Origin of the sequence: Metabacillus sp. 113a (assembly GCF_050107635.1) — a bacterium.
In the GTDB taxonomy this organism is placed as follows: Bacteria; Bacillota; Bacilli; order Bacillales; family Bacillaceae; genus Metabacillus_B.
In genome coordinates this window covers 91,915-115,171 of record NZ_JBNILJ010000001.1, presented here as the reverse complement: position 1 = coordinate 115,171, position 23,257 = coordinate 91,915, and the positions used below count along the sequence as shown (strand labels likewise).

Below are 23,257 nucleotides of genomic sequence, written 5' to 3'. Positions count from 1 at the left end.
TTCAAAGAAGGGAATGAAAGAGCAGGCTTGGCAGGCTGCTAAACTAAGAAGGGTCCTGCTCACTGCGTTTCCGGACGGTTTTTAAATCCTCGGCCCTTTTAGGGTCCTCCTCAAAGTACTGGACAAGGTCTCCAATCCGGTCAATTGCATTCCAGCTCAGATGATGTTCAATACCTTCCACATCATCATAAATGATTTCTTCATCGACTCCGATCATTCTCATGAATTGCTCAAGCAATTCGTGACGGAAAACGAGACGCTTGCCGATTTTTTTCCCCTTTAGAGTCAGAATGAGACCTCTATATTTTTCATACACTAAATATTCGTCTTTATCCAGTTTCTGCACCATTTTCGTCACAGAGGAGGGATGGACACCAAGTGCTTCTGCTATGTCTGAGACTCTGGCATATCCTTTTTCTTCTATAAGATTGTAAATTTGTTCAATGTAATCTTCCATGCTGGGTGTTGGCATAATTCAAAGTCCCTCCATTGCTTGCTAACCGTACCTATCATATTTAATGAAATCATAACAAGTGTACACTTTTTTTCATGTGGTGACAAGGAAACTTCGCGGTGTGTAAGGCTTTTGGAGGGGGGCACAGTGATGTGAATCACTCTGGGCAGCCGGCAAAGGCGGTACGGTTTACGGTTAGGCAGACCTTCCATAATTTCCATTTTATTGAAAAAATCCGCTCAACTTCATAAAAAAACCAGGCTGCCTGATTTCGCAGCCTGGCATAAACATTTATAATCCGCACTTCAACTGAGCGCCGCAGCTTGTACATGTGTTGCAGCCGCCCAGATCTTCCACCGTGCCTTCACGGCAGACCGGACATTTGTTGCCTACTTCATTCCCAATCGTTACATCAGTAGACTGAAGAGCATTGATGGTATCAACAAGAACGACTTTGCCTTTTTCCTTTGGCGCTTCATCTGTTTCCTCATCAAATGTGTTTTCTTCCGCTTTAAGGGTCAGCACCTGAGTGTCACGGCTTCCATCCACGTAAACTGTGCCGCCTTTTGCACCGCCCTTATAAAGGCGCTCATACACACCCTGAACCTGCTCAACCGAATAGCCTTTTGGAGCATTGACCGTTTTGCTGATGGAGCTGTCGATCCAGCGCTGAATGACACACTGTGCATCCGCATGTGCTTCAGGAGAAAGTTCCATCGCGGAAATAAACCAGTGCGGCAGATTGTGAGGATCTGCTTCAGGATGGCGGTCTAAATATTCCTGAACAATGTCTGCTTTCACTTCAATAAACTTACCTAATCTTCCGCTTCGGAAATAAGAGAAGGAAAAGTATGGTTCAAGACCGGTCGAAACCCCTGCCATCGTACCGGTTGACCCCGTCGGAGCCACAGTCAGCAGGTGAGAGTTGCGGATTCCATATTTCACGATTTCCTCACGCAGACCGTCAGGCATTTTCTTCATGTAGCCGGTTCTCGTAAAACGTTCACGGAGCTCAACCGTTTCAGCCTCTCTTGAACCGGTCAGGAATGGGAAGCTTCCTTTTTCTTTCGCAAGCTCCACAGATGCCTGGTAAGCTGTTACTGCAATCGTTTCAAATACTTTGTCAGTCAGCTCATTGCCCTCTTCTGTTCCATACTCAGTCTCACAGTATATGAGCAAATCGTGAAGACCCATGACACCCAGTCCAACACGGCGTTCACCGAGCGCCTGTTTCTTATTTTCTTCAAGGAAATAAGGGGTCGCGTCGATGACGTTATCCTGCATCCGTACACCCGTCTCCACCGTTTTGCGGAGCTTATCAAAATTAACCGTTTTTGTTTCTTTGTCCGCCATTTCAGCCAGGTTTACAGCGGCAAGATTGCATACAGAGAATGGCGCCAGAGGCTGCTCTCCGCATGGGTTCGTCGCTACAACCTTCTGGCCATAGGCCTGTGCGTTGGTCATGTCATTCGCGTTATCGATGAAGAAAATTCCGGGCTCTGCAGAGTAGGTTGCACAGATATTTACAAGGTTCCAGAGCTCTTTCGCTTTGATCTTGCGGTACGTGCGGACTTTGAAGCCTTTAGCTTCCCATTCGCGGACGTCTCCGGATTTGTGCCACTCTTCATTATAGGCCTTCATTTCTTCTTTACTGTAGCTCTCAACATCAGGGAATCTCAAGGAGTAGTCCATGTCCTGTTCTACAGCGTTCATGAAGTCATTCGTCAGGCAAATTGAGATGTTTGCTCCAGTAAGAAACTCAGAGTTGTGTACGCTGTAATGCCCGCCGGTTTTAAGCTTTAATTCGGCATCCTTCATAACTTTATCAGAGAAACCGCCATTGCCGGGAATGGCTTTGTAGTTAACGATGCCCTGGTACATATCCTGCTCAGCCTGGGTGAAAGGAGTAAATTTCAGCTTCTCCTTCGCTGCCCGTTTGATGGACTCATCCTTTGTGTTTTCAATCAGAAAACGAAGTATGCGCGGATTCTGCATCTTGGAGATGATGAATTCCACAATATCCGGATGCCAGTCGGCAAGCATAATCATTTGTGCTCCCAAATTGTTACTCCGCTTTTAAAAGCGGGGCCGGGTCATTTCTGCCAGGCTCTCATGCTTTCACATGAGATCAGACTATATCATCTAAGAAGGAATCCTTCCATGTCTCGCGCCCCGCAGCACCGTCTCCGGCTGCTGCGGTTTACTTCTTCCGTTCGTATTAAAGAAAAAATTCAGGAAGTTTCAATAGTCGTTGAACGTTCATCTTCGTTTCCAAAGATGCTTCGCTGCTGATTTTCCATTGTCGTATCCCAATCATTTTCAAGCGTTCACGTTTGCCGTTGCCGGCTGCGTTGTAGCTGATTGAGCTTTAGGAGGTTCCAGCAATTCGCGAGATTACGTCGCCGAGTTTGTTAACGACGTGACCCACCCTGCTCTACAAGATGCGTCAATTTGGCAATGTCATCGAGCCATGAAACCGAACCAGAGGATTTACCGTTTACTCCCCGGGCTAGGGTGTTTCTCGGACGAAGAGTAGACCCGTTCGTTCCGACTCCCCCTCCGCGGCTCATGATCTCCATTACTTGTTTGCGGTGCTCAGAAATGCCTTCACGGGAATCCTGGACAAATGGCATTACATAGCAGTTAAAGTACGTTACGTCAGTGCCTGCTCCCGCTCCGTATAAAACGCGGCCTGCAGGAACAAAATTCATGGTCACCAGCTCGTGGTAAAACCTTTCAAACCATTCCTGGCGTTTTTCTTCCGTTTGCTCCACGGAAGCAAGGCCTGTCGCATTCCGTTTAGCGATTTGCTCGTAATATACTTCAAGAGGCTTTTCAATTACGTCAAGAGAACGGACAATCAATCCGCTTTCCACTTCTTCCGGATGATCTAATGAATGCCGGTATTCTTCATCCACAAGAACCGTGGCAGTTTTGGCCGGCCAATCAAGTTCTACGATGTAGCCGAGTCCCCGGGCAGGAAATTTAGGATCCTCTTTAATGGTCAGGACGACAAAGTCACCTTTTGCCAAAGTCACTTTTTCAGTATCCTTAAACGTATATCTGTCCAGCATGACGAGGCGGGAAACTCCTTTATGCGTAATGTGCATATCCTCTGTCACCGGATGGACCTGCGGAAACAAGGAAATATCCTTATTCAGCTTGTCGGCATCCACACTCATCTTCTCCTTTAATGAAACGGGCATTCTAACAACTCCTCATTCTTAGTACTTAGTAAAAATATCATAGATCCTACCAAAGAATCAACATATAGTGCATACATTATTAAGAACAATACTAGATATTGATTATAGCTGGCTTTTTCCCCATTTTGTCAAATTGAAAACTAAATAAAAAAAGGAGCAAATCAGAGCAAACAGAAGCTAGTCTGCTATCATCTCTTTAAATTAAACCATTTTGTCGTTTGCAAAACCCCAAGGTATTTTACCTTCTGATAAAATAAGGAAAAGCTAGCATTTTTTTCTTATATGCTTAAAAAATTTAACCTGCAATCATTATAGAACACTTGTTCTATCTTAACCAGACGTAATATCTTCCAAAATGAAAAAGCGGCTGGAACGCCGCTTTTTGCATGCTTACCTTCTGTAATTCCAATCATCGCTTTCATATTTCCTTTTGGCCAGATCCCTGACATAGGCTTCTTCCGGTTCGGACAATTCATACGGTTCAAGCTCAATATCCAGACCGGCTTCAAAGCCCTTCTTGAATGCGGTTCGTGCCTCCGTCACCGTCACAGGCTGAGCTCTTAGTGTATTGGCCGCTACGGCCTTGCTGCTGAAGCTTCTCCGCATCCGCTCCTTAACCCGCTCACTCGGATACTTGAACAAATCAAACAGCTTATCCTCATCCAAGTCCAAAAGAATGGATCCATGCTGAAGGATAACCCCTTTTTGGCGGGTCTGTGCACTTCCTGCTACTTTACGTCCCTCTACAACAAGCTCGTACCAGGACGGGGCATCGAAGCAAACAGAGGATCGCGGATTTTTAAGGCCCTCTTTTTCTTCCTCCGTCCTTGGTACCGCAAAATAGGCATCCAGCCCAAGGTTCCGGAAGCCTTCCAATATCCCCTCTGAAATAACCCTGTATGCCTCCGTAACCGAATGAGGCATTTCCGGATGCTCTTCCGTTACAATGACGCTGTATGTAAGTTCCTGGTCGTGAAGGACCCCTCTGCCTCCCGTAGGCCGTCTTACAAATCCCAGACCGTAGCGCGCAACCGCTTCAAAATCAATTTCTTTCTCTGCTTTTTGAAAATATCCGATCGACAGAGTCGCCGGATTCCATCCGTAAAAACGAATGACCGGAGGAATTTTCCCTTCACTGTGCCAATCAAGCAGCGCCTCATCCAACGCCATATTGAATGAAGGCGAGCAGCTGCCCGAATCTATAAATCTCCATTTTTCTTTGGTCATGTACTTCCCTCTTTCAGCCATTTAATCATTGCCTCAAAAGATTCTTTTTAAGTCTATCAAATCAAAGCCCGATTGAAAACAAATCCGGCCTTTTTTGAAGTGACATTTAAGACAGCCTCTTATATAATTAAAAGTATCGTTTAAAGAATCATTTTCTTTAAGAAAGAAGGAGTCGAGTTTCATTGGAATGGATTATACTGATTGTGCTTCTGGCAGGAGTCGCAGCCTATGGGTTATTCACCTTTTTTTATCAGCGAAAAATTCTTAAATCTCTTTCGGAAGAAGAATTCCGTGCAGGCTACCGCAAAGCGCAGCTGATTGATGTAAGAGAGCCGAAGGAGTTTGAAGGCGGCCACATCTGGGGAGCACGAAATATTCCCCTTTCACAAATGCGCCACCGCCATAAAGAGATCCGTGCAGACCAGCCGGTTTATCTATATTGCCAAAATACGTCCAGAAGCGGCCGCGCTGCCCAGCAGCTGAAGAAAAAAGGCCACACGGAGCTTTACACGCTAAAAGGCGGATTCCGTACATGGACTGGAAAAATTAAAAAGAAATAACTCACAGGGGCTGGCGCCGGAAATGGTGCCAGCCCCTTATTCGATTCCTTTTGTATCGGGTTTCTGGGGGAGTGGGCGGGGGTGGGTGGTGGGTGCTTTGCCCGGGTTTGGACCTTATACCTGAAACTGATTTTACGGGAGGTGCCTCCGTTCCTTGCTTCGATGCACGGTGATAGCGGTGGCACCGCTTTACCTGAGCGGGGGCTTGCCTCCGACCCCCGCTCTGGTAAAGCATTAAACCTCCGTCCCCATTGTGATCAAAACCTTGCAGCACAAGGAATGGCGAAGTCTCAGCTCCGACCCCGAACAAACCGAAAAATGGGGTCGGAGGCTGCCTCCGTCCCCGATTATGTCACCTGGTCTTCCTCTGTCCCCGTAGCATCAAAAGCGCTGGCGGAGTAAGAAGGAGAGCTTTCGGCCTCTGTCCCTTTGTGCTGTGACGCAACGGGGGCCGGAGGAATCACACGCAGCCTTGTACAGGTCCTAATGCCAGAGGCAGCTGGCGCTCAATCGGAACAATGAAATTTAGCAATTTTTGTCGAAAAGTCGATATCTTCGATCAATCGGCTGATAAACGAAATTTTCGGTCGATATAGGATAAGATACGGTCGATTTACAAAAAGTAAGGTCGATATAATAAAATTTCGGTCGATATCCATATCATTCCCGTCCCGGAAACGCTTAAATCTATAAGAAACAGTCTTCTATTCCGCTGCAATTCATTCTGACGGGCCCCCCGAGAGGAAATCGTGTACCAAAAAGACGTGAAAACCAATAAAACGACCTTTATCCAGACTTCATCTATTAAATGAACAGCAAAGGTCAGCCTTTTCCTGTTTCCTCCCCTGCCCTGCCTCCACATTGCACACCTACCAGTTTTCTGCCTCTCTCAAAAGGGTAAAATTCCAGAAAAGGAGGCATCCGCTATGGCTTTTGATTACGACATGGATTTTGAGCACACCGATTTTAGAAAGAATCCGGAAAAATACCGGGTCGGCCGAGGCGAGCAGGGCGTCCTGATGGTCGAACCGTATAAAAGTGAGATTCTTCCGCATTGGCGCTTTAAAACCCCTGAGATTGCCAAGGAATCATCGGAGAAAATTTATGAGCTTTATCTTCAATACAAAAAGAAGGGCGATTTCCCCGGGATGGACATGGCCCGGAAATTCCTCCAGATGGGCTATACACGCTCCCGGAGATACGCAAATTATAAAGGCGGCCGGAAGTATGATAAGGACGGGAACATACACGATCGGAAAATTGACGAGACGAAGGCTGAGTCTGCCGCCATCTTTGAAAAAAAGTGGAAGCAGGTGCGAGCCGATGAAGAGTACCTTAAAATGAAAAAAGAGCATCAGGAGAAGTTTGGCTGAACTCCTGATGCTCCTTTTTTATACCGTCAATCTGGAACGGTTTCTTTTTTTTCGTATTTAAGGACGGGCTTTCTCGCTGCAAGCGTCTCGTCCAGTCTCTTAATTACGGTTGTGTGAGGGGCTTCCTGCACCAATTCGGGATTTTCTTCTGCTTCCTTTGCAATTTGAATCATCGCATCAATAAACGCATCCAGCGTTTCCTTTGATTCCGTTTCGGTCGGCTCAATCATGATGCATTCTTCTACATTCAAAGGGAAATAGATGGTCGGCGGATGGTAGCCGAAATCCAGCAGCCGTTTGGCTATATCCAGAGTACGTACTCCAAGCTTCTTCTGGCGCTTTCCTGACAGTACAAATTCATGCTTGCAGTGCTTGTCAAAGGGCAAGTCGAAGTGTGGAGCCAGCCTTCTCATCATGTAGTTGGCATTTAAAACCGCATACTCTGTCACTGCCTTTAATCCGTCGGGTCCCATTGTTCGGATATACGTATAGGCGCGGACATTGATGCCGAAGTTTCCATAGAACGGTTTTACCCGGCCAATCGATTCAGGCCGGCTGTAATCGAAATGAAAGGCCCCATCTTTTTTTACAAGCACCGGTTTAGGAAGAAATCGGATTAAATCCTGCTTTACTCCTACCGGTCCTGATCCCGGACCTCCGCCCCCATGAGGGCCGGTAAAGGTTTTATGAAGGTTCAAATGGACGACATCAAAGCCCATATCCCCTGGTCTTGCCTTGCTTAACACGGCGTTCAGGTTCGCCCCGTCGTAGTAAAGCTTTCCGCCTGCCGAATGGACAATCCCGGCCATTTCCTGAATGTTTTCTTCAAACAGCCCGAGTGTATTCGGGTTTGTCAGCATTAACGCAGCGGTGTCATCTCCCACTACTCTTCGCAAATCTTCAAGATCCACTAAGCCCGTTTCATCGGACTTGACGGTTACCGTTTCAAACCCGGCGACTGTGGCAGATGCGGGATTCGTCCCATGAGCAGAGTCAGGAACAATCACTTTCGTCCGGTTATGGTCCCCATTCGCTTCATGGTAGGCGCGGATCATCATCAGACCCGTCCATTCTCCATGAGCCCCGGCAGCAGGCTGAAGTGTTACTTCATCCATTCCGGTGATTTCTTTAAGATGCTCCTGCAAGTCATACAGCAGCTCCATCGCACCCTGCACCGTTCCCTCTTCCTGAAGCGGGTGGATATGGGCGAAACCAGCCATTCTGGCGACGTTCTCATTAATTTTAGGATTGTATTTCATCGTGCAGGATCCGAGCGGATAGAAGCCTGAGTCCACTCCATGGTTCCGTTTCGATAATGCGGTGTAATGGCGCATGATATCAAGCTCTGACACTTCAGGCAGCTCAGGCTCTGTTTGCCTGATATACTCACCCGGAAGCAGTTCGCTCAGATCCTCTGCAGGAATGTCCATTTCCGGAAGACTGTATCCGACTCTTCCGGACTTGCTTAGTTCAAAAATGAGTGCTTGATCCTGTTTATTCATGGCGATCCCCCAATTCCTTTACGAGCTGGTCGATTTCAGTCTTTGTTCTAAGCTCTGTAACCGCAACAAGCATGTGCCCCTCCAGGCTTGGATTTGTTAATCCCAAGTCATAGCCTCCGATGATCCCTGACTGAATCAGGTGGGCGTTGGCCTCTTTAACAGGGATATCCAGTTTGACCGCAAATTCATTAAAAATGGCCCCTTCAAACGGAAGTGTAAATCCGGCCTCTTTAAACCGTCTTTTTGCATAATTCGCTTTCTGCAAATTCTGAACGGCCATTTCACGCACGCCTTTTTTCCCAAGCGCTGTCATCGCGACAGAGGCTGCAAGGGCGTTTAACGCCTGATTGGAGCAAATGTTGGATGTCGCTTTATCGCGGCGGATGTGCTGTTCGCGCGCCTGCAATGTGAGAACGAATCCACGCTGTCCTTCTTCATCTACTGTCTGCCCGACAAGCCTTCCCGGCACCTTGCGCATCAGCTTATTCTTTACGGCAAAATATCCGCAATGCGGTCCCCCAAAGGCAGATGGGATTCCAAATACTTGGGCATCTCCTACCACGATGTCCGCGCCTAGCTCGCCGGGAGGAGTCAGAACTCCCAAAGCAAGAGGGTTGGAAGAAACGATCATCATGCTCTTTCCTTGATGGGCAATCTGCTCGAGATCTTTCAAAGGTTCAATTTGACCGTAGAAGTTCGGATATTGAAAGAGCACCGCTGCCACATCCTCACCCATTTGTTTCTCAAGCTCGGATGCGTCTGTTACGCCTGCAGGAGCAGGAATTTCAACGACTTCAATATATTGTCCCTTCGCATAGGTGCGGAGAACATCCTTTGATTCCGGGTTTACGGCTTCTGATACGAGAATTTTCTTCTTTTTCGTCTGTCCTGCGGCGAGCATGGCGGCTTCTGCCAGCGCGGTCCCTCCGTCATACATAGAGGAATTGGCCACATCCATCCCGGTAAGCTCACAGATCATCGTTTGGTATTCAAAGATTGCCTGAAGCTCTCCCTGGGATATTTCAGGCTGATACGGAGTGTAGGCCGTATAAAACTCCGAACGCGAAATGACATGATCCACGACAATTGGCATGTAATGGTCATAGACACCTGCACCTAAGAAGGAAGCGTTTTGGCGGAGGTCTTTATTTTTATCAGCAAGTCCGCTCAGCTCCCTAAGAAGCTCGGTTTCGGACTTTGCAGGCTTGATCGCATACTCCCGGCTGAAACGGACCTGTTCCGGGATATCTTCGAACAGTTCATCAATCGTCTGGACGCCAATAGCACCCAGCATCTCTTTCTCATCTTGTAACGTCATCGGCAAATAACGGTGCTTCATAGCATGATCCCCTCTCTTTATCCTCTAGGACGCTTATAAAATGGTGTAGAAACAACTTTTGCTCTCAGGTGCCTGCCGCGGATTTCCACTTCTACTTCTGTTTCAAGTCCGGTGAACTCAGCTTTAAGAAGGGCAAGGCCTACATTCTTCTTTAAGGTAGGAGACTGGGTGCCGGTCGTAACTTCCCCGATCCTTTCTCCATTTTTGAAAACAGGGTATCCATGCCTCGGGATGCCTTTATCCAGCATTTCAAGCCCTGCCATTTTTCTTGGCGCCCCATTCTCCTTTTGGTTTTTCAGCACTTCCTTGCCGAAAAAATCCGCTTCCTTGCCCGGTTTAACGGCAAAGCCAATTCCAGCCTCAATCGGAGTGATATCCTTTGAAAGCTCCTGGCCGTACAGTGGCAGATTGGATTCAAACCGAAGGGTGTCCCTTGCACCGAGTCCGCATGGAAGTACTCCGTCCTCTTTCCCTGCTTTAAGAATTGCTGACCATAAAACGGGGGCATCCTCTGACCTGCAGTAGAGCTCAAAGCCATCCTCGCCAGTGTAGCCGGTTCTTGATACGAGGGCATTAACCCCGGCAACCGGAACATCCTCTCTGAATTTAAAAAACTTGATATCCCTTAATTTTTCTTCTGTTAAAGTCTGCAGCACCTGTTCGGCAAGCGGTCCCTGTAAAGCAAGCAGAGCGGTGGCATCGGAAAGATTTACAAGCTCTACATCCCCTGATTGGTGCTGCAGCATCCACTCAAGATCCTTCTCGATATTGGATGCATTGATGACGGCCAAATAATCATCTTCTGCTTTTTTGTATACAAGCAAATCATCCACTGTCCCGCCGTTTTCATAGCACATTGCGGTATACTGTGCTCCGCCCGGTTTTAAGGCAGAGACATCGTTGGTCATTAATTTTTGCAGAAAGGCAAGGCTGTCCTTTCCTTTAATGGATACTTCGCCCATGTGAGAAACATCAAACAGCCCCGCTTTCGTCCTGACCGCCTGATGCTCCTCTTTAATAGAAGAAAACTGAACGGGCAGCTCCCAGCCTCCGAAATCAATCGTTTTTCCTCCGGACTCTTTATACCATTCAAATAAAGGTGTTCTTTTCAGCTGTGTCAATGCATTCCCTCCCCTGTGATGAAAAACGGCAAAAAAGGACAGACCTCTCCTGAAATGATTCAGAAGGGCTCTGTCCTTGGCACCTGAAAGTTTACCCTGATCGGCAGGGCTTTCCCCTTTGGCGGTTTACGGGCTGTAAACTCTCTCCAGAGCTGCGTCAAATAAGAGTCTTTTTGCCTGAGAGATTCACAGTTGTTTGCTCCTTCGGCGCCGCACACGGCACTGGCCGCTGCGGTCTCTCCCCTTATTCTCATCCGCACATATTAATCCAAATAATGGGCAAGCTAGTAGTCAGCATAGTATGGCTGCTCGTTTGCACGGACATGGACATCGGAGCAGACAACGGATTAACAGAAAATGAAGCATTTTGTAAACTTTCTAACTACTTAACATCCTACCATCATCTTAAAAGGAGAGCAATCTAATTTTTTCTGAATGTTCCAGTTATAAAACATTAAATCATTCGGTTATAACCCGTTTCTTGTGATTAAACTATCTATAAACCATGAAAATGTCACAAAAAGTGAACATTAATGAAAGCTGGTGAGAATATGATGAGAAGGTTTTCAACCTTCAATGTGCCAATCCATTACGACAGCGGCTGGCAGGAGGAAATGATGGATCGGATGGAGTCGGACGGGCCGTGGGCCAACTGGGAGCTTTTTAAGCTATCCTCCGAAATCCAGCAGCATACCGCCGTCCCGGATTTCGAGGGACTGCAGGCCCCGAAGCATCTTCCTGACTTCCAGCCGCTGCCCCACCAGCTGGAAGTGGCCAAGACAGTCGTCGAAAAGATGAACGGCAAAGCCATTCTGGCAGATGAAGTAGGCCTCGGCAAAACCATTGAAGCCGGTCTGATATTAAAAGAGTACATGATCAGGGGACTCGTCAAAAAAGTACTGATCCTTGTCCCTGCCTCCCTCGTGTCACAATGGGCCAGGGAATTGAACCAGAAGTTCTACATTCCGGCCATCGAACAAAAGAAGAGCTATGTATGGGAGCAGTGTGATGTTGTCGTCTCTTCCATCGACACAGCGAAGCGCAGCCCGCATCGTGAGATCGTTTTAAGCCAGCTGTATGACCTGGTGATTATCGATGAAGCTCATAAACTGAAAAACAGCAAAACCAAAAACTATGACTTCGTCCTGAATTTAAAGAAGAAATATTGTCTTTTGCTGACAGCTACCCCAATCCAAAACCGGATTGAGGAAATTTTCAACCTGGTTTCTCTTTTAAAACCCGGTCATCTCGGAAATGAAGCCTATTTTACGGAAGTCTTTTCAGCTAAAAACCGGTCTGTCGAGCATCATGAGCATCTTAAGGAGCTTATAAACAAGGTTATGCTGCGCAACAGGCGCGGTGATACAGGGATTGACTGGCCGAAGCGGATTGTCGAAACCATCTCCATACAGTTTTCAGAAACAGAACAGCAGCTGTATGATCAGCTATCATCCGTTAAAACCGCTATGGCAGGAGCCGTCAACACGTTTTCGATCATGACACTTCAGCGCGAGGCCTGCAGCAGCCGGGAAGCCGTTTATATGACCCTGAAAAAAATGCTCGAGCGCCGCGAAGATGAAGGGTCTCCTATACCTGCCCCGATGATCCACGATCTTCTTCAAGCGGTGGATGCGGTATCTAAAAACAGCAAAGCTGAAAAAGTTCTGGAGCTCATCCAGCAAATCAATGATAAGGTTATTATCTTTACAGAGTACAGAGCAACTCAATTGTACCTTCAATGGTTTTTAAAGCAGCATGGCATTTCCTCTGTTCCATTCAGAGGGGGGTTTAAGCGGGGGAAAAAAGATTGGATGAAGGACCTGTTCAGAGGAAATATTCAAGTTTTGATTGCAACGGAAGCAGGCGGCGAAGGAATCAATCTGCAGTTTTGCAACCAGATCATTAATTATGACCTGCCATGGAACCCGATGAGACTTGAACAGCGGATCGGCCGTATTCACCGGCTCGGCCAGGAACGGGATGTTCATATATACAACCTGTCTACCAAAAACACCGTGGAAGAGCATATTCTAAAGCTGCTGTATGAAAAGATTGATTTGTTTGAAAAGGTTATAGGACAGCTGGATGAAATTCTGGCTAAATTGGAAATCACAAATTTTGAAGAACACCTTCAGGATATCCTCTTTCACTCATCAACGGAAGGCGAGATGAAAATCAAAATGGAAAACCTGACCTCAATCCTTGATTTCGGCAAGCAGGAAACAGAGGAACAAAAAGCATCCGGCGGTATTTAAAAAGGAGGGAACTGCATGAACCAGCAGCAAATTTATGGATTGCTAGAGAGATTTTTCAAAGCGAATTATTGTGACGTCTCCGGTAATGGTGCCGGGTCTCTGGCCATTCAGCTGACACCGGACATGGATAAAGAGCTGATGAACCGCCCTTTTTACTGGCATTACCTGGAGAAAACCGGCGGAGAGCCCAACCCGATGAAACTTCATTTGCTCACAGACCGGGACGCTGAAACGGAAAGTGAAAAACCTGAATTTATTCACTTCGGCTCTCCAAGGCTGCATCAGATTTTTCGTTCTGCACAAAAGCTCGGCTCTTTCGCTCGTATGTATGAAAAATCGGCTGCAATCCAAGGCCAGCAGCCTCTTCATCCGTGGCTTGGGATAAATATTACAGTCTCTTATCAATGTGACATGAAAAAGGACGTTGTCTATTCCATCGGGCTGCACTTAATCAGCGGAACCATGGTGGAGGGTTTTCAGGACCGGCTGAACGAGCTCGTTCTGACACCGACCATCCCCGATTTCAGCTTCACCCTCTCCCCTCTGATCCTGCCTAAAAGCGGGATGCAAAGGATCAGGACACATATAGAGCAAAGAATTTCAGAGGATGACCATACATGGGCAGAAGAAGCGAAGCAGCGCTGGAATGCTGATTTAATGCTCCTGCACCATTTTTATGAGGACATGGAGGAAAAGCCGGAAGTGTACGAGCTGGAGAAAGGTGCGTTGAAAGACTTATATGAACCAAGAATACATATTTCTGTCAATAACGGGGGTATTTTTTACCTGAACGAAAAAACAATTTTTTAATAATATCGGCTGAAAAAACAAGAATATTAAATTATTTTTCAATTTCGACAGCTTTCGGCAACTTTTTTCCATCCTGCTATTTATAATCATAGTACAAAGGTTACCTTCCCAGCCATGGACCAAAGTATTAGCTCAGACGGAATGATAGCTTTCACCAGTCAGACAAAGGCAAACCTGCTGAAAGGCAGCGACGCAAAATCACGGGTCTAAGGTTGCCGGAGGCAATGATGATCGCCGGATTGCCTGAAATACATACGTATTTTAGGAGGAAAAGGGATGGAAAATGTTATGGTCAAAGAAGAAATGGATTTGGACTTGGAATGGAAGGATTTAATCAAAGCAGCATTGGAAATGGGACTAAGCAAAGAAGACATCCGCACCTTCCTTCAAACGAATCAGGATGAAAGAAACAGCTGACAGTTTGTCGAAAAAATTTTGTCGATTTTGTTCGATTTACCGAAGAAAACCCTTCGTTATATGCTATAATGACTAAGGGAAGGTGATGTTATGATCGGAGAACGCATTCGCAAATACCGCAAAGAAAAAAACCTATCACTATCTGAACTAGCAGACCGAGCAGGCGTTGCAAAATCTTATCTGAGTTCGATCGAACGTAATCTCCAATCCAATCCATCGGTACAATTTTTGGAGAAGGTTTCAGCTGTGCTTGGTATTTCTGTAAACACCCTGTTGAACGGAAATACGGACGATGCATATGCGAGCCAGCTTGATCAGGACTGGGCATCACTTGTTAAAGAAGCTATGCAATCAGGAGTTACAAAAGATCAGTTTCGTGAATTTCTGGAATTTAATAAATGGCGGATTAATCAGCCAAAAAAATAAACGGTCAGGACACTTGTCCAGGCCGTTTATTTTATGTACTGTCTGATTTTTGCTGGTGAAGTTCTTCAATTTTCAGGATTGCCTGCCAAATGGTTGATATCGAATAAATAATCAAAAGAATCCCCGGTATGATCGCAAGGAGGGCTCTCCCCTCTTTTGACCGTACATAGCTGCTGATGTATCCTGCATAAGGAATGGTCGACCCCGTGTATTCAGCCACTACATTTTGCGCCAGAACCGGGTCTGAGTCCTCAGATTGATTGTGATCCCCTTTGGTTCGGTACACAGCTTGACCGCCGCTCATTGTTTTTCCGGTAATTCTATGGGTTGCCAGATCCTTTTCATTCATCCAGTATGTGATGACATTCCCCACTTCAAAGCGATTCATATCACCGCCCGTTTTCACCGCGATGACAGACCCTGTTTGAATTCCCGGTTCCATCGATCCTGAAAGAACAGTTTTCAGCTGATATCCAAAAACTTCAGGCTCCCCTCCCGATGCTTTCGATGAAAAAACGGCTATCGCAAGTCCGGCAATGATTAGAAACAGCAGCATGGAAAATGCCCGGCCGGCAAGCTTCATCGAATGGCCTCTTCTTCATCCTCTGCCTGTTCTTCTAGAAGTATATCTCTGTTATCTTCATGTTCCGGACTTTCGGTTGTACCCTTTTCGCCCTTTGGCTGCAATGTTTTAGCCATTTCTTCTTGTTTCTCCTGTGTCTCAGGATCTTCAGACTTTGCCCGCTGGTCATCCTGCGGCTCAGGATTTACTCGCTTTGCTTTCTTTTCATCCTGCGCCTCTGGATTTACTCGCATTGCTTTCTTTTCATCTTTCGTCTCAGGCTTTGCTTCTTGTTCATCCTCAATTTCCGGATTCCCGCATGCAGCTGCCGTTATTTTCCCGCTGCTCGTCCAAACCGTTTTATCTTCTTCTCCCTCATAGCCAGGGCGCTGGGCAATTTTTGCGTAATAGGTGCCTGGCTCCTCTGTGCTAACCATAATTTGCGCGGACCTGTCTTCTCCGATTTCCTCCAACGAACCTTCCTCGATCACTTCGTCATTCAGGTAGATGCGGTAATCAGTGCCGCCAGTCATGGCAAACCCGTTATTTTTTACGGAGAAAATCACTTGCTTTGTTTCGCATACCAAATTCTCTGTCTGTTCATAGCGGAGCTTGCTGCCATCCCACCATGATCCCATTTGAATTCCGATCGTCTGCTGACTGTCCTTGCTGAAGTAGGCCTGGACAGGGGATGAAAAGACGCCTGCTGCAAGAAAAGCGGCGCATACGAATCCGGCCGTTTTTACAGCGCCCCTCTTTTTCTTGTGTTCTTTGTCCACCGGTATCACCTTCCATGTAGGTTAAGTGCTTCCTCTGTCCGCTAATCAAAAACAGAACGGGAGAGGGGCTGCCTCATCCCGCTTATGTAAAATCGTCCTGAATCCATTCAGCGCTTATAGCTCTTGTCCTTTTCCCTGCCGGCCGTCAAATGTCCATTTAAGCTGAAGAGAATCGCCTTGGAACTGATTTTGATCCTCATCATTATCAACGAATTCAAACTGGACGAACAAGTCATCGGTCGTTCCTGCTTTCAGTCCTTTTTTCTTTTCAAAAAGAGGTGTGAAAACATTGCTGGAAACAGCGTTAGGATCCATTTCCTTTAATTCTTCCAAGGTTGTGCTGTAAATGACATCATTCAGCTTGTCTGCATTATAAAGGAAGTTTACCTTAATATGGCTGCCTAGGTCCTCCGTGTTAGCTTCTTCGCCTTCTTTGTTCACAACTGTATAATCTGTAGTCAAAAGTACCTTCTTAATGTCGACCGTTCCATCGTTTTGCAGCTTGAATGTACGGGTTACATAATCTCCCGGAGCCATGTCCTTCACATTCACAACTTCAGTCGGAACCGCATTTAAGTCAAGTGTGCCGGCAGCAAATGAGCTCGTTGCCTCTGCTCTGTCATTGAAATAAGCATATGTACCCCCGCCGACCAACGATAGTCCCAATGCTGCTGAAGCAATACCTAACCCTAATTTCGTCTTGATCCCCATTTTACATTCCTCCTGTTTCCTGTGTATGTGATCTCTTATACCTAAGCCCTGTCACGCCTTCGTCCATTCTTTTGGACCAAACATGAAACCAGCCTTTGCAAAGAGGCTCAACCGGTGGTGCAGCTTTTAATTTTCACCTATTTTGTTTAAATATTCCGACAAATATTACTGCGAGGAATTCATCTCATCTGTTATGACAAATTATTTATGATTTGGGATAAAATTCTTCCTTCTTTCCTCCTTAAGTGTAGCAGTCGCCTAAATTCGGCAAAAGGTTCTTTATACCAATAAATCACCTCATCCATTTGTATGATTTTTGAAGTCCCCGGTTTAATGAAAAGCATGAAATCAATGTTTTCCACTGAAATTTTTACCCCATGAACCAATGGGTCCGGTTCTTTCGGCATTGAAATGGAATGAATCTACTAAATAAAAAGAACCCGGATTCTTTTCCAGGTTCTTCTTTATGCATATAGAGAAATGACAGGCTGATCTGAGTCAGATTGTGCGTATTTTTCTTTAACCGGTGCGATTTTACGCTGGCCGCTTACTTTCAGAACCCGCTGGAAGGTAAGATCATTCGAACAGGAAGGGCATATCCATTCCCCGCCGCTGTAGCTGCTGTAAGAAGACTTGGCACAGCGGGGGCACACTTTTTTAAACATTTCCATCTCTCCTAAACTGTGACATGAAGAATCCAAGTAGAATGAAGGACCAGTACAAAGGAATAGAGGATACACGCTCCGTACGTAACCCCCTTTAGGAGGGTCGTCGTTTTAATTGGGAGGAGAAAGACCATGAAAAAGAGGAGAAAGGAAAACAGAAGCTTGACCCCTATAAAAGCGGCCGGACTCCATTCATACAGCCCTCTCATGATAGGATTGGCTTCCTGGATAAAGCCCAGCTCCAGCCCGGCTAAAGTGATGAAAAGATCTGCGGCATTGACAACAGCCAGATAAATGAAAGCAACCTTCAATGGGAGCAGCTCCTTCTGAAAGGCATATTAGTTATGCTGAAGCTTATGCATTCTTAGGTTCCTCAAGCCTTGCCACAGCTTTCCATATAGTTAATATGGAGTACCCGATCAGCAGCAATCCGGGAACAATGAACAAGAGTGCGTTTCCTTCTTTAGACTTAGCATATTCAATTAAATAGCCGATATACGGAACTGTGAAACCTGTATAAGAGGCTGAAACATTTTCTGAGAGCACCGGTGATGAATCCGCTGATTGGTTATTGTCCCCCTTCGTTGTATACATCACATGCTCTCCGCTCGTTTTCCGTTCGATCACGCGGTGGGTAACAAGAGTCTGTTCATCCATCTTAAATGTAATCACATCTCCCTGCTCAAACCGTGTCATATCGCCGCCTGGCTGAACCGCAATAACCGATCCTGTCTGAATTCCCGGCTCCATCGAACCGGACAAAACGGTTTTAAATTGATATCCGAAAATTTCAGGATCCCCTCCTGAAACATTTGTTGAAACCACTAACAGAATCATGCCTGTAAGCAAAAGAAACAGAAAGGCGGACATAAGCTGGCTAACGATTCGTTTCACTGCTTTCATCTGCAATCTCTCCTTCGTGATCCGTGATTACTTCAGATTCAGAACGGGCAGCAGGTTCTCGTCCAGCGGATAAATCTGCAGAAGCTGGCTCATGCGTCTGCTTCAATCCCGACTCATCGTCGAATGGCTCCGTACCTTCTTCCGCTGTCACAGAACATCCTTTTACTTCTACTGGATGGCTGCTTATAGAGGCAGTCTCTTTGTCATTGCCTCCGTAGCCCGGCCGTTGATCCACTTCGAATCTGTATGTGCCGGCCTCACCCGCTTTGATTGAAAGAGGAGCCGTTTCTCCCGTTTTTACTGCCGGAAGGTTTCCATCCTCAATCATTTTTTCGTTCTTATATATTCTGTAGGACGTACCATCAAGCATCGTAAATCCCTTATTTTGGATAAGCGCCTTAATCTCAGCAGGCTCTCCGCAAACCGTTAACGCATCATTTACCGGAATGTCCATAAAGCTTAATTCACTTTTATCCCACCAGGAACCCATCTTGATTTGAATGGACTGCTCATTCCCGTCAGTAAAGTAAGCACTTGTTGGGGAGGTTATGTAAGTGAGGAATAATATCAGAAAATAGGCAATGAACGAGCATTTTAACAGATGATTCACCTTTCGCCGAATGGTCTCCAGCCCCTGTTCTTCTATGGGAATAATTGAAGAAAGGAGAACAGGAAGATCCTGCCCTCCTATCCCTGCTTGTTACAGTTCTTCACCTTTACCGTGCTGTGCTTCAAACGTCCATTTAAGCTCCAGCGCATCACCCTGGAATTCATTTTGGTCTTTGTCGTTCTCCACAAACTCAAATTGAACGAAAAGGTCGTCTGTCGTTCCGGCAGCCAGGCCTTTCTTTTCCATCATTGGAGTAAAGACGTTTTGATCGATAGCATTTGGATCCATTTTTTTCAGTTCACTCAGCGTTGTGCTGTAGATGACATCATTTAGCTTGTCTGCATTATAAAGGAAGTTAACTTGGATGTGCTTGCCAAGGTCCTGAACGTTCGGATCAGCACCGTCCTTATTCATGACCGTATAATCTGTCATCAAGAAGACTTTTTTGATATCCAATGTCCCTTTGTTTTCAAGCTTAAATGCTCTGGTGGCCCAGTCACCGGGCTTCATGTTCTCCAGTTCAATAACCATTTCCTCAGGGCCCACAGCCAAATCTAAAGTCCCTGCTGCAAACGTGCCTTTAGCATCTGCTTTATCACTGAAGTAAGCATATGTACCGCCGCCAACCAATGTCAGACCAAGTGCTGCAGAAGCAAGACCCAATCCCAATTTCTTCTTCATGCTCATTGTAAAGTCCCCCTAAAAATTGATTTATATTGAACTTCCAATACTTCAGGAAGAGTCAATCACTGCCAGTCTATCTTTCTCCCGCGCCTGCTGAACAGCAGCCTAAAGGAGATGTAAAGCAAAGCGGTGCCAGGTAGAATCATCAGAAAGATGCCGGCTGCCCTGGATTGAATGGCTGCGAACAAAAAGCCTGCATAGGGGATCGTGATTCCTGTGTACACCCCTGAAATGTCTTGAGCAAGCACCGGTTCACGGTCCGCACCATCGTTGGCATCCCCTTTTGTAACATAGGAATCTCCCTCAAGCACCTTATCAATGCGATGAGTAATGAGGATTTCTTCCTTCGTTCTAAAGGTAATGACTTCCCCTTTATTAAATGTTTCTTCCCGATCCGGTTTTCTGATTAAAATCATGGATCCTGTCTGAAAAACGGGTTCCATCGAACCAGATAAAACATTCTTTAGCTGAAAAGGAAGGAATTGGTGCGTGTTCCCAAGAAGTAATAAGTAAAACACAATGCCTAATACGAATGTGAATCTTACAGCATAAAAAATGACTCTTTTTTTCATTCTGGCAGCACACCACTGTTCTTAATTAAGAATTTCTTACTATGATTATATCTTATGGCCTATTTAAAAGAAAAATCTCGAAAAATGCCATTTAATTCATTTTAACGAACGTTTTCGTTCGTTTTCTCGAATATCCTCTCTTTTTCTAACAATTTCTTAATTTTATTAAGAACAATTTGTTTTATATAATGAACGAAAGCGTTGCATTTATTGTTAAGAAGGAGTTCATTATATGGAAGCTGTCGGAAAAAGAATTCGCGAAATCAGGCGTCAAAAAGGCTATTCACTCAGTGAGCTTGCCGAACAGGCAGGTGTATCAAAATCGTATTTAAGCTACATAGAACGAAATGTTCAAAAGAACCCCAGTCTTCAGTTTTTAACCAAAATATCGGACACGCTGGATGTCGAAGTAAATGAACTGCTGGGGGACCCTGAGCCAAAGGGCCAGCTCGATGAAGAATGGAAGGCATTGATTGAGAGAGCCATTAATGAAGGCATGAGCAAGGAAGAGTTTGAAACGTTCAGAAATTATGTCAGATTCAATAAATGGAAAGAATCCAAGGGGGAAAAAAATGATGACTGAACAAAGACTTGTTTCAGAAAAAGAATGGGTTGAACTGTTAACGGAAGCCAAAAACTTGGGACTGACACCCGAGGAAGTACGAAGCTTCCTATTCAGCAAAGAACCAGCAGCAGCACATTAAACGATTCGTTCTCTTTTGGAAGCAGGTGGTATTATGGTAAAAATCCTGGCTGCGGCCATCCCGGTCCTGTACATTGCCGTGATATGGATTCAATCCAGCTATTCAACGGAAGCCATCAATCTTTTTCTTACAAAAGGGATTGACCGGGTGGCCGTGATTGAAGAACCGGCATTGCCTATTATTCTATTAGGCACCCTCTTTGAACTGCTTCATCTAATTGAATTCGGGATCTTGTTCTTTCTGTCCGTTCTTGCCCTGCAGGCTTTCGGCCTCTCCTCTAAAAGGGCAATCCCGATCGCCCTCTTCATTGCCGCCGGCTACAGCGTCATTGACGAGTGGCACCAATACTTTACAGCAGGCCGTTCCGCCTCATGGACAGATCTTCTGAAGGACTGGGCCGGCATTGTCATCGTCTGGTTACTCATGATCCGGCATGAGCGGAAGAAAAGACAGAGAAGAAGGGCTGAATGGAATACAAGGCTCAGGAAAAGGGCATAGCAAAAACAGCCGGTACCGCTAAACGAAATGCGGCACCGGCTGTTTGCTGTCTGTATATCTTTAATCATTCTTAACGGCTAACCTGAACCGCCTCTACCTGATTCCCAAGCAGCCGCCCAAACTGGCCCGAACGCTGGCTGGCGAGCTCCTGAAAGCCACCAGCCTGCACAATCCGCCCTTCCTCCAATACAATCACCTGATCCGCGTTCCGGATCGTAGAAAGCCTATGCGCAATGACAATAATCGTCATCTTTCCCTTCAGACCCTCCAGAGCCTCCTGAATCTTTCTCTCATTTTCGCTGTCTAAAGCACTCGTAGCCTCATCCAGCACCAAAATTGAAGGCTTCCGCAAGATTGCCCTGGCAAGCACCAGTCTCTGCCGTTCCCCGCCTGACAGCCGGACGCCCCGGTCTCCAATAGGCGTATCGAGACCATCAGGAAGCCTGCGGACGAATTCGGCAGCGGAGGAGAATTCCAGGGCTTGCCAGATCTCTTTTTCAGAAGCATGGTTTTCAATCATCAGAAGATTATCCCTTATGCTCCCATTAAAAAGAAAAGGATCCTGTGATACATAACTTATAGATTTCCTTAAAGAATACAAATTATCATCTGTAATTGGTGATTCATCAACGTATATTTTGCCATTAGTCGGCTTATTAAGGCCCATAATTAAATCTACTAAAGTACTCTTTCCAGCTCCTGAACGCCCGACTATAGCTGTTGTTCTATTTGTAGATATTTCTAAATTGATATTAGTTAGTGTCCACTTTTCCTGATTATCACTATATTTAAAATCTACTTCTTCACAAGCAATACCATCTGCAAGCAGAAGAGGTTCACCTTGCATTTTATTATTTTTTTCCCCCTCCTTTGAAGCATCAGATTCTTCTTGCAGTTTAATTAGGGACTGAAGAGCAGGCAAAGTTGATGCAATTTGTTCAGCATTCGATTGTATACTTGTGAATCTTGGCCATAGTCTTGTAAATATGAGTATAATCAATAATAATTGTGCAGACTGAGCCTGAAACAAAGTAATGGATATATAAATCAATAGAGCAATAATAACTGCTGAAGACACTTTATAGAATAGCTGGGACCTGTTTCTAAGATGTACAATTGCTAACTGTTCTTTTTCTACTGTGTTACACCAATGCTGCAGCCATGTAATTCTGGAATTTTCTAAAGTATTCGTTTTAATATCTTTCATTCCATTAAAGTGGTCTGTGATCCCCCCTAAATAACTCCTTGCTACTTCTGATGTTTGGTTTCCAATTTCTTTGGATTTCTTAATAAAATGCCTTGAACATAGTGCAAGCATCACTCCAGATAATAGAACGAATAAAGTAATCTGCGGGGATAGCCAAAATGCAATAGCAATTTGTATAAAAGTAAATACAATAGAAGTTGATAATTGGAGAAAAAGCTGAGTTCCAGCAACTACTCTGCTTAACTCATCAGTTAGAGCGTTAACAAAATCAGATTTTCTTCTCTTAATGAAAAAACTCCAGTTTGCATACGTTAATTTCGAAAAAATTTCTAAACGCAAGTGATTTGTAAACCTTACTAAAATTTTCGTATTACGGAGAGCTAATTTTTGATGAAGTAAGGTTTGAAAAACTACTATACCTAAATAAATGGATAAAATAACCGGGAGAAGAAATAAATCGGGGATACTTGAAAATAACTTAACAATTCCAGAGAAATGACTGCTGTTAGATGAGTCATCCAAAATTCCGCTAATATTAAGCATAGGAATAAGCATTAGTATACCGATTCCTTCAAGCAGACTTACAAGACCCATAGCAAAAAAATTCACATAAAGGATTCTACCTGAGAACTTATGCAGTTTTTTTGCAAAAAAAATTAGTGACTCCATCGA

Annotated in this window: 24 protein-coding genes, 2 pseudogenes and 2 riboswitches; of the genes and pseudogenes, 9 read left to right on the top strand and 17 right to left on the bottom strand. The window is 45.4% G+C overall.

Going from position 1 to position 23,257, the window contains the following annotated elements; translation table 11 throughout:
- Window positions 1-43: 43 nt before the first annotated feature.
- From mntR to ACQCVE_RS00610, 4 genes and pseudogenes are all read right to left on the bottom strand, one after another.
- Window positions 44-472: a transcriptional regulator MntR gene (gene mntR / locus ACQCVE_RS00625; RefSeq protein WP_426861255.1), complete on the bottom strand. Its 429-nt coding sequence runs from the start codon at window positions 470-472 to the stop codon at window positions 44-46.
- A gap of 273 nt (window positions 473-745) precedes the next feature.
- Window positions 746-2,512 (bottom strand): annotated as a pseudogene (locus tag ACQCVE_RS00620) (vitamin B12-dependent ribonucleotide reductase); the annotation flags it as partial.
- A 356-nt stretch (window positions 2,513-2,868) separates the two neighbouring features.
- Window positions 2,869-3,660, bottom strand: a pseudogene (locus ACQCVE_RS00615) (ribonucleotide reductase N-terminal alpha domain-containing protein); the annotation flags it as partial.
- A 390-nt stretch (window positions 3,661-4,050) separates the two neighbouring features.
- Window positions 4,051-4,887 (bottom strand): lipoate--protein ligase family protein, encoded by an 837-nt coding sequence (locus ACQCVE_RS00610; RefSeq protein ID WP_426861253.1) that lies wholly within the window; start codon window positions 4,885-4,887, stop codon window positions 4,051-4,053.
- A 191-nt stretch (window positions 4,888-5,078) separates the two neighbouring features.
- Here ACQCVE_RS00610 and ACQCVE_RS00605 point away from each other — a divergent pair, with 191 nt between their 5' ends.
- Window positions 5,079-5,447: a rhodanese-like domain-containing protein gene (locus ACQCVE_RS00605; protein WP_426845816.1), complete on the top strand. Its 369-nt coding sequence runs from the start codon at window positions 5,079-5,081 to the stop codon at window positions 5,445-5,447.
- A 926-nt stretch (window positions 5,448-6,373) separates the two neighbouring features.
- The gene (locus ACQCVE_RS00600) at window positions 6,374-6,820 is read left to right on the top strand and encodes a DUF4385 domain-containing protein (RefSeq protein ID WP_426845798.1); all 447 of its coding nucleotides are present in this window, start codon (window positions 6,374-6,376) and stop codon (window positions 6,818-6,820) included.
- A gap of 26 nt (window positions 6,821-6,846) precedes the next feature.
- On the opposite strand, the gene gcvPB is transcribed toward ACQCVE_RS00600, so the two are convergent.
- The 3 genes from gcvPB to gcvT are packed head-to-tail and all read right to left on the bottom strand — an operon-like array spanning window position 6,847 to window position 10,782.
- The gene (gene gcvPB / locus ACQCVE_RS00595) at window positions 6,847-8,322 is read right to left on the bottom strand and encodes an aminomethyl-transferring glycine dehydrogenase subunit GcvPB (RefSeq protein WP_426845796.1); all 1,476 of its coding nucleotides are present in this window, start codon (window positions 8,320-8,322) and stop codon (window positions 6,847-6,849) included.
- Window positions 8,315-9,661 (bottom strand): aminomethyl-transferring glycine dehydrogenase subunit GcvPA, encoded by a 1,347-nt coding sequence (gcvPA, locus tag ACQCVE_RS00590; RefSeq protein WP_426861251.1) that lies wholly within the window; start codon window positions 9,659-9,661, stop codon window positions 8,315-8,317. The genes gcvPB and gcvPA overlap by 8 nt, the downstream gene beginning before the upstream one ends.
- Before the next feature lie 17 nt (window positions 9,662-9,678).
- Entirely contained in the window at window positions 9,679-10,782 is a 1,104-nt protein-coding gene (gene gcvT / locus ACQCVE_RS00585) for a glycine cleavage system aminomethyltransferase GcvT (RefSeq protein ID WP_426861249.1), read from the bottom strand.
- Window positions 10,783-10,937: 155 nt separating this feature from the next.
- A riboswitch (glycine riboswitch) is annotated at window positions 10,938-11,036 on the bottom strand.
- Between the two features lie 279 nt (window positions 11,037-11,315).
- Here gcvT and ACQCVE_RS00580 point away from each other — a divergent pair.
- The 4 genes from ACQCVE_RS00580 to ACQCVE_RS00565 all read left to right on the top strand — a co-directional run bounded on the left by ACQCVE_RS00580 (window position 11,316) and on the right by ACQCVE_RS00565 (window position 14,690).
- Complete coding sequence (locus tag ACQCVE_RS00580) at window positions 11,316-13,037, top strand: DEAD/DEAH box helicase (RefSeq protein ID WP_426861248.1); 1,722 nt, start codon at window positions 11,316-11,318, stop codon at window positions 13,035-13,037.
- A gap of 15 nt (window positions 13,038-13,052) precedes the next feature.
- Window positions 13,053-13,847 carry a YqhG family protein gene (locus tag ACQCVE_RS00575; RefSeq protein ID WP_426845790.1) on the top strand — a complete coding sequence of 265 codons (795 nt, stop codon included), beginning with the start codon at window positions 13,053-13,055 and terminating at the stop codon, window positions 13,845-13,847.
- 157 nt (window positions 13,848-14,004) lie between these two features.
- Window positions 14,005-14,094: riboswitch (cyclic di-GMP riboswitch) on the top strand.
- A gap of 29 nt (window positions 14,095-14,123) precedes the next feature.
- Window positions 14,124-14,264 (top strand): anti-repressor SinI family protein, encoded by a 141-nt coding sequence (locus tag ACQCVE_RS00570; protein WP_426845788.1) that lies wholly within the window; start codon window positions 14,124-14,126, stop codon window positions 14,262-14,264.
- 90 nt (window positions 14,265-14,354) lie between these two features.
- Entirely contained in the window at window positions 14,355-14,690 is a 336-nt protein-coding gene (locus ACQCVE_RS00565) for a helix-turn-helix domain-containing protein (protein WP_426845786.1), read from the top strand.
- 31 nt (window positions 14,691-14,721) lie between these two features.
- Here the strand turns inward: ACQCVE_RS00565 and sipW (ACQCVE_RS00560) are convergent, their stop codons facing one another.
- The 9 genes from sipW (ACQCVE_RS00560) to ACQCVE_RS00520 all read right to left on the bottom strand — a co-directional run bounded on the left by sipW (ACQCVE_RS00560) (window position 14,722) and on the right by ACQCVE_RS00520 (window position 20,176).
- Window positions 14,722-15,273 carry a signal peptidase I SipW gene (gene sipW, locus ACQCVE_RS00560; RefSeq protein ID WP_426845784.1) on the bottom strand — a complete coding sequence of 184 codons (552 nt, stop codon included), beginning with the start codon at window positions 15,271-15,273 and terminating at the stop codon, window positions 14,722-14,724.
- Window positions 15,270-16,031, bottom strand: coding sequence for a hypothetical protein (locus ACQCVE_RS00555; RefSeq protein ID WP_426861246.1), 762 nt, complete (start codon window positions 16,029-16,031; stop codon window positions 15,270-15,272). Before ACQCVE_RS00555 ends, sipW (ACQCVE_RS00560) begins: the two co-directional genes overlap by 4 nt.
- A 114-nt stretch (window positions 16,032-16,145) precedes the next feature.
- On the bottom strand, window positions 16,146-16,742 hold the full coding sequence (locus ACQCVE_RS00550) for a TasA family protein (protein WP_426845780.1): 597 nt from the start codon (window positions 16,740-16,742) through the stop codon (window positions 16,146-16,148).
- 464 nt (window positions 16,743-17,206) lie between these two features.
- The gene (locus tag ACQCVE_RS00545) at window positions 17,207-17,407 is read right to left on the bottom strand and encodes a hypothetical protein (protein ID WP_426861244.1); all 201 of its coding nucleotides are present in this window, start codon (window positions 17,405-17,407) and stop codon (window positions 17,207-17,209) included.
- An 11-nt stretch (window positions 17,408-17,418) separates the two neighbouring features.
- Complete coding sequence (locus tag ACQCVE_RS00540) at window positions 17,419-17,718, bottom strand: DUF5658 family protein (protein ID WP_426845776.1); 300 nt, start codon at window positions 17,716-17,718, stop codon at window positions 17,419-17,421.
- Between the two features lie 43 nt (window positions 17,719-17,761).
- Window positions 17,762-18,310, bottom strand: coding sequence for a signal peptidase I SipW (gene sipW, locus ACQCVE_RS00535; protein ID WP_426845774.1), 549 nt, complete (start codon window positions 18,308-18,310; stop codon window positions 17,762-17,764).
- Window positions 18,285-18,920, bottom strand: coding sequence for an amyloid fiber anchoring/assembly protein TapA (gene tapA / locus ACQCVE_RS00530; RefSeq protein WP_426861242.1), 636 nt, complete (start codon window positions 18,918-18,920; stop codon window positions 18,285-18,287). Before tapA ends, sipW (ACQCVE_RS00535) begins: the two co-directional genes overlap by 26 nt.
- A gap of 90 nt (window positions 18,921-19,010) precedes the next feature.
- Window positions 19,011-19,607: a TasA family protein gene (locus ACQCVE_RS00525; RefSeq protein ID WP_426861240.1), complete on the bottom strand. Its 597-nt coding sequence runs from the start codon at window positions 19,605-19,607 to the stop codon at window positions 19,011-19,013.
- A 59-nt stretch (window positions 19,608-19,666) separates the two neighbouring features.
- Complete coding sequence (locus ACQCVE_RS00520) at window positions 19,667-20,176, bottom strand: signal peptidase I (protein WP_426845769.1); 510 nt, start codon at window positions 20,174-20,176, stop codon at window positions 19,667-19,669.
- Window positions 20,177-20,408: 232 nt separating this feature from the next.
- Here ACQCVE_RS00520 and ACQCVE_RS00515 point away from each other — a divergent pair, with 232 nt between their 5' ends.
- From ACQCVE_RS00515 to ACQCVE_RS00505, 3 genes are read left to right on the top strand one after another with little or no spacing between them, the layout of a single operon-like run.
- Window positions 20,409-20,759 (top strand): helix-turn-helix domain-containing protein, encoded by a 351-nt coding sequence (locus tag ACQCVE_RS00515; RefSeq protein ID WP_426845767.1) that lies wholly within the window; start codon window positions 20,409-20,411, stop codon window positions 20,757-20,759.
- On the top strand, window positions 20,749-20,880 hold the full coding sequence (locus ACQCVE_RS00510; RefSeq protein ID WP_426845765.1) for an anti-repressor SinI family protein: 132 nt from the start codon (window positions 20,749-20,751) through the stop codon (window positions 20,878-20,880). Before ACQCVE_RS00515 ends, ACQCVE_RS00510 begins: the two co-directional genes overlap by 11 nt.
- Window positions 20,881-20,913: 33 nt before the next feature.
- Window positions 20,914-21,378, top strand: a complete 465-nt coding sequence (locus tag ACQCVE_RS00505; RefSeq protein ID WP_426861238.1) for a VanZ family protein — start codon at window positions 20,914-20,916, stop codon at window positions 21,376-21,378.
- 70 nt (window positions 21,379-21,448) lie between these two features.
- Here ACQCVE_RS00505 and ACQCVE_RS00500 read toward each other — a convergent pair whose 3' ends face one another.
- Complete coding sequence (locus ACQCVE_RS00500; RefSeq protein ID WP_426861236.1) at window positions 21,449-23,254, bottom strand: ABC transporter ATP-binding protein; 1,806 nt, start codon at window positions 23,252-23,254, stop codon at window positions 21,449-21,451.
- Window positions 23,255-23,257 lie beyond the last annotated feature (3 nt).

Excerpts from the sequence above, each read along its gene's own strand:
- mntR (WP_426861255.1), bottom strand. The coding sequence starts at position 472 with ATGCCAACACCCAGCATGGAAGATTACATTGAACAAATTTACAATCTT.
- ACQCVE_RS00610 (WP_426861253.1), bottom strand. The coding sequence starts at position 4,887 with ATGACCAAAGAAAAATGGAGATTTATAGATTCGGGCAGCTGCTCGCCT.
- ACQCVE_RS00600 (WP_426845798.1), top strand. The coding sequence starts at position 6,374 with ATGGCTTTTGATTACGACATGGATTTTGAGCACACCGATTTTAGAAAG.
- gcvPB (WP_426845796.1), bottom strand. The coding sequence starts at position 8,322 with ATGAATAAACAGGATCAAGCACTCATTTTTGAACTAAGCAAGTCCGGA.
- gcvPA (WP_426861251.1), bottom strand. The coding sequence starts at position 9,661 with ATGAAGCACCGTTATTTGCCGATGACGTTACAAGATGAGAAAGAGATG.
- ACQCVE_RS00580 (WP_426861248.1), top strand. The coding sequence starts at position 11,316 with ATGAAAGCTGGTGAGAATATGATGAGAAGGTTTTCAACCTTCAATGTG.
- ACQCVE_RS00575 (WP_426845790.1), top strand. The coding sequence starts at position 13,053 with ATGAACCAGCAGCAAATTTATGGATTGCTAGAGAGATTTTTCAAAGCG.
- ACQCVE_RS00570 (WP_426845788.1), top strand. The coding sequence starts at position 14,124 with ATGGAAAATGTTATGGTCAAAGAAGAAATGGATTTGGACTTGGAATGG.
- ACQCVE_RS00565 (WP_426845786.1), top strand. The coding sequence starts at position 14,355 with ATGATCGGAGAACGCATTCGCAAATACCGCAAAGAAAAAAACCTATCA.
- sipW (WP_426845784.1), bottom strand. The coding sequence starts at position 15,273 with ATGAAGCTTGCCGGCCGGGCATTTTCCATGCTGCTGTTTCTAATCATT.
- ACQCVE_RS00550 (WP_426845780.1), bottom strand. The coding sequence starts at position 16,742 with ATGGGGATCAAGACGAAATTAGGGTTAGGTATTGCTTCAGCAGCATTG.
- ACQCVE_RS00545 (WP_426861244.1), bottom strand. The coding sequence starts at position 17,407 with ATGTTTAAAAAAGTGTGCCCCCGCTGTGCCAAGTCTTCTTACAGCAGC.
- sipW (WP_426845774.1), bottom strand. The coding sequence starts at position 18,310 with ATGAAAGCAGTGAAACGAATCGTTAGCCAGCTTATGTCCGCCTTTCTG.
- ACQCVE_RS00525 (WP_426861240.1), bottom strand. The coding sequence starts at position 19,607 with ATGAGCATGAAGAAGAAATTGGGATTGGGTCTTGCTTCTGCAGCACTT.
- ACQCVE_RS00520 (WP_426845769.1), bottom strand. The coding sequence starts at position 20,176 with ATGAAAAAAAGAGTCATTTTTTATGCTGTAAGATTCACATTCGTATTA.
- ACQCVE_RS00515 (WP_426845767.1), top strand. The coding sequence starts at position 20,409 with ATGGAAGCTGTCGGAAAAAGAATTCGCGAAATCAGGCGTCAAAAAGGC.
- ACQCVE_RS00510 (WP_426845765.1), top strand. The coding sequence starts at position 20,749 with ATGATGACTGAACAAAGACTTGTTTCAGAAAAAGAATGGGTTGAACTG.
- ACQCVE_RS00505 (WP_426861238.1), top strand. The coding sequence starts at position 20,914 with ATGGTAAAAATCCTGGCTGCGGCCATCCCGGTCCTGTACATTGCCGTG.
- ACQCVE_RS00500 (WP_426861236.1), bottom strand. The coding sequence starts at position 23,254 with ATGGAGTCACTAATTTTTTTTGCAAAAAAACTGCATAAGTTCTCAGGT.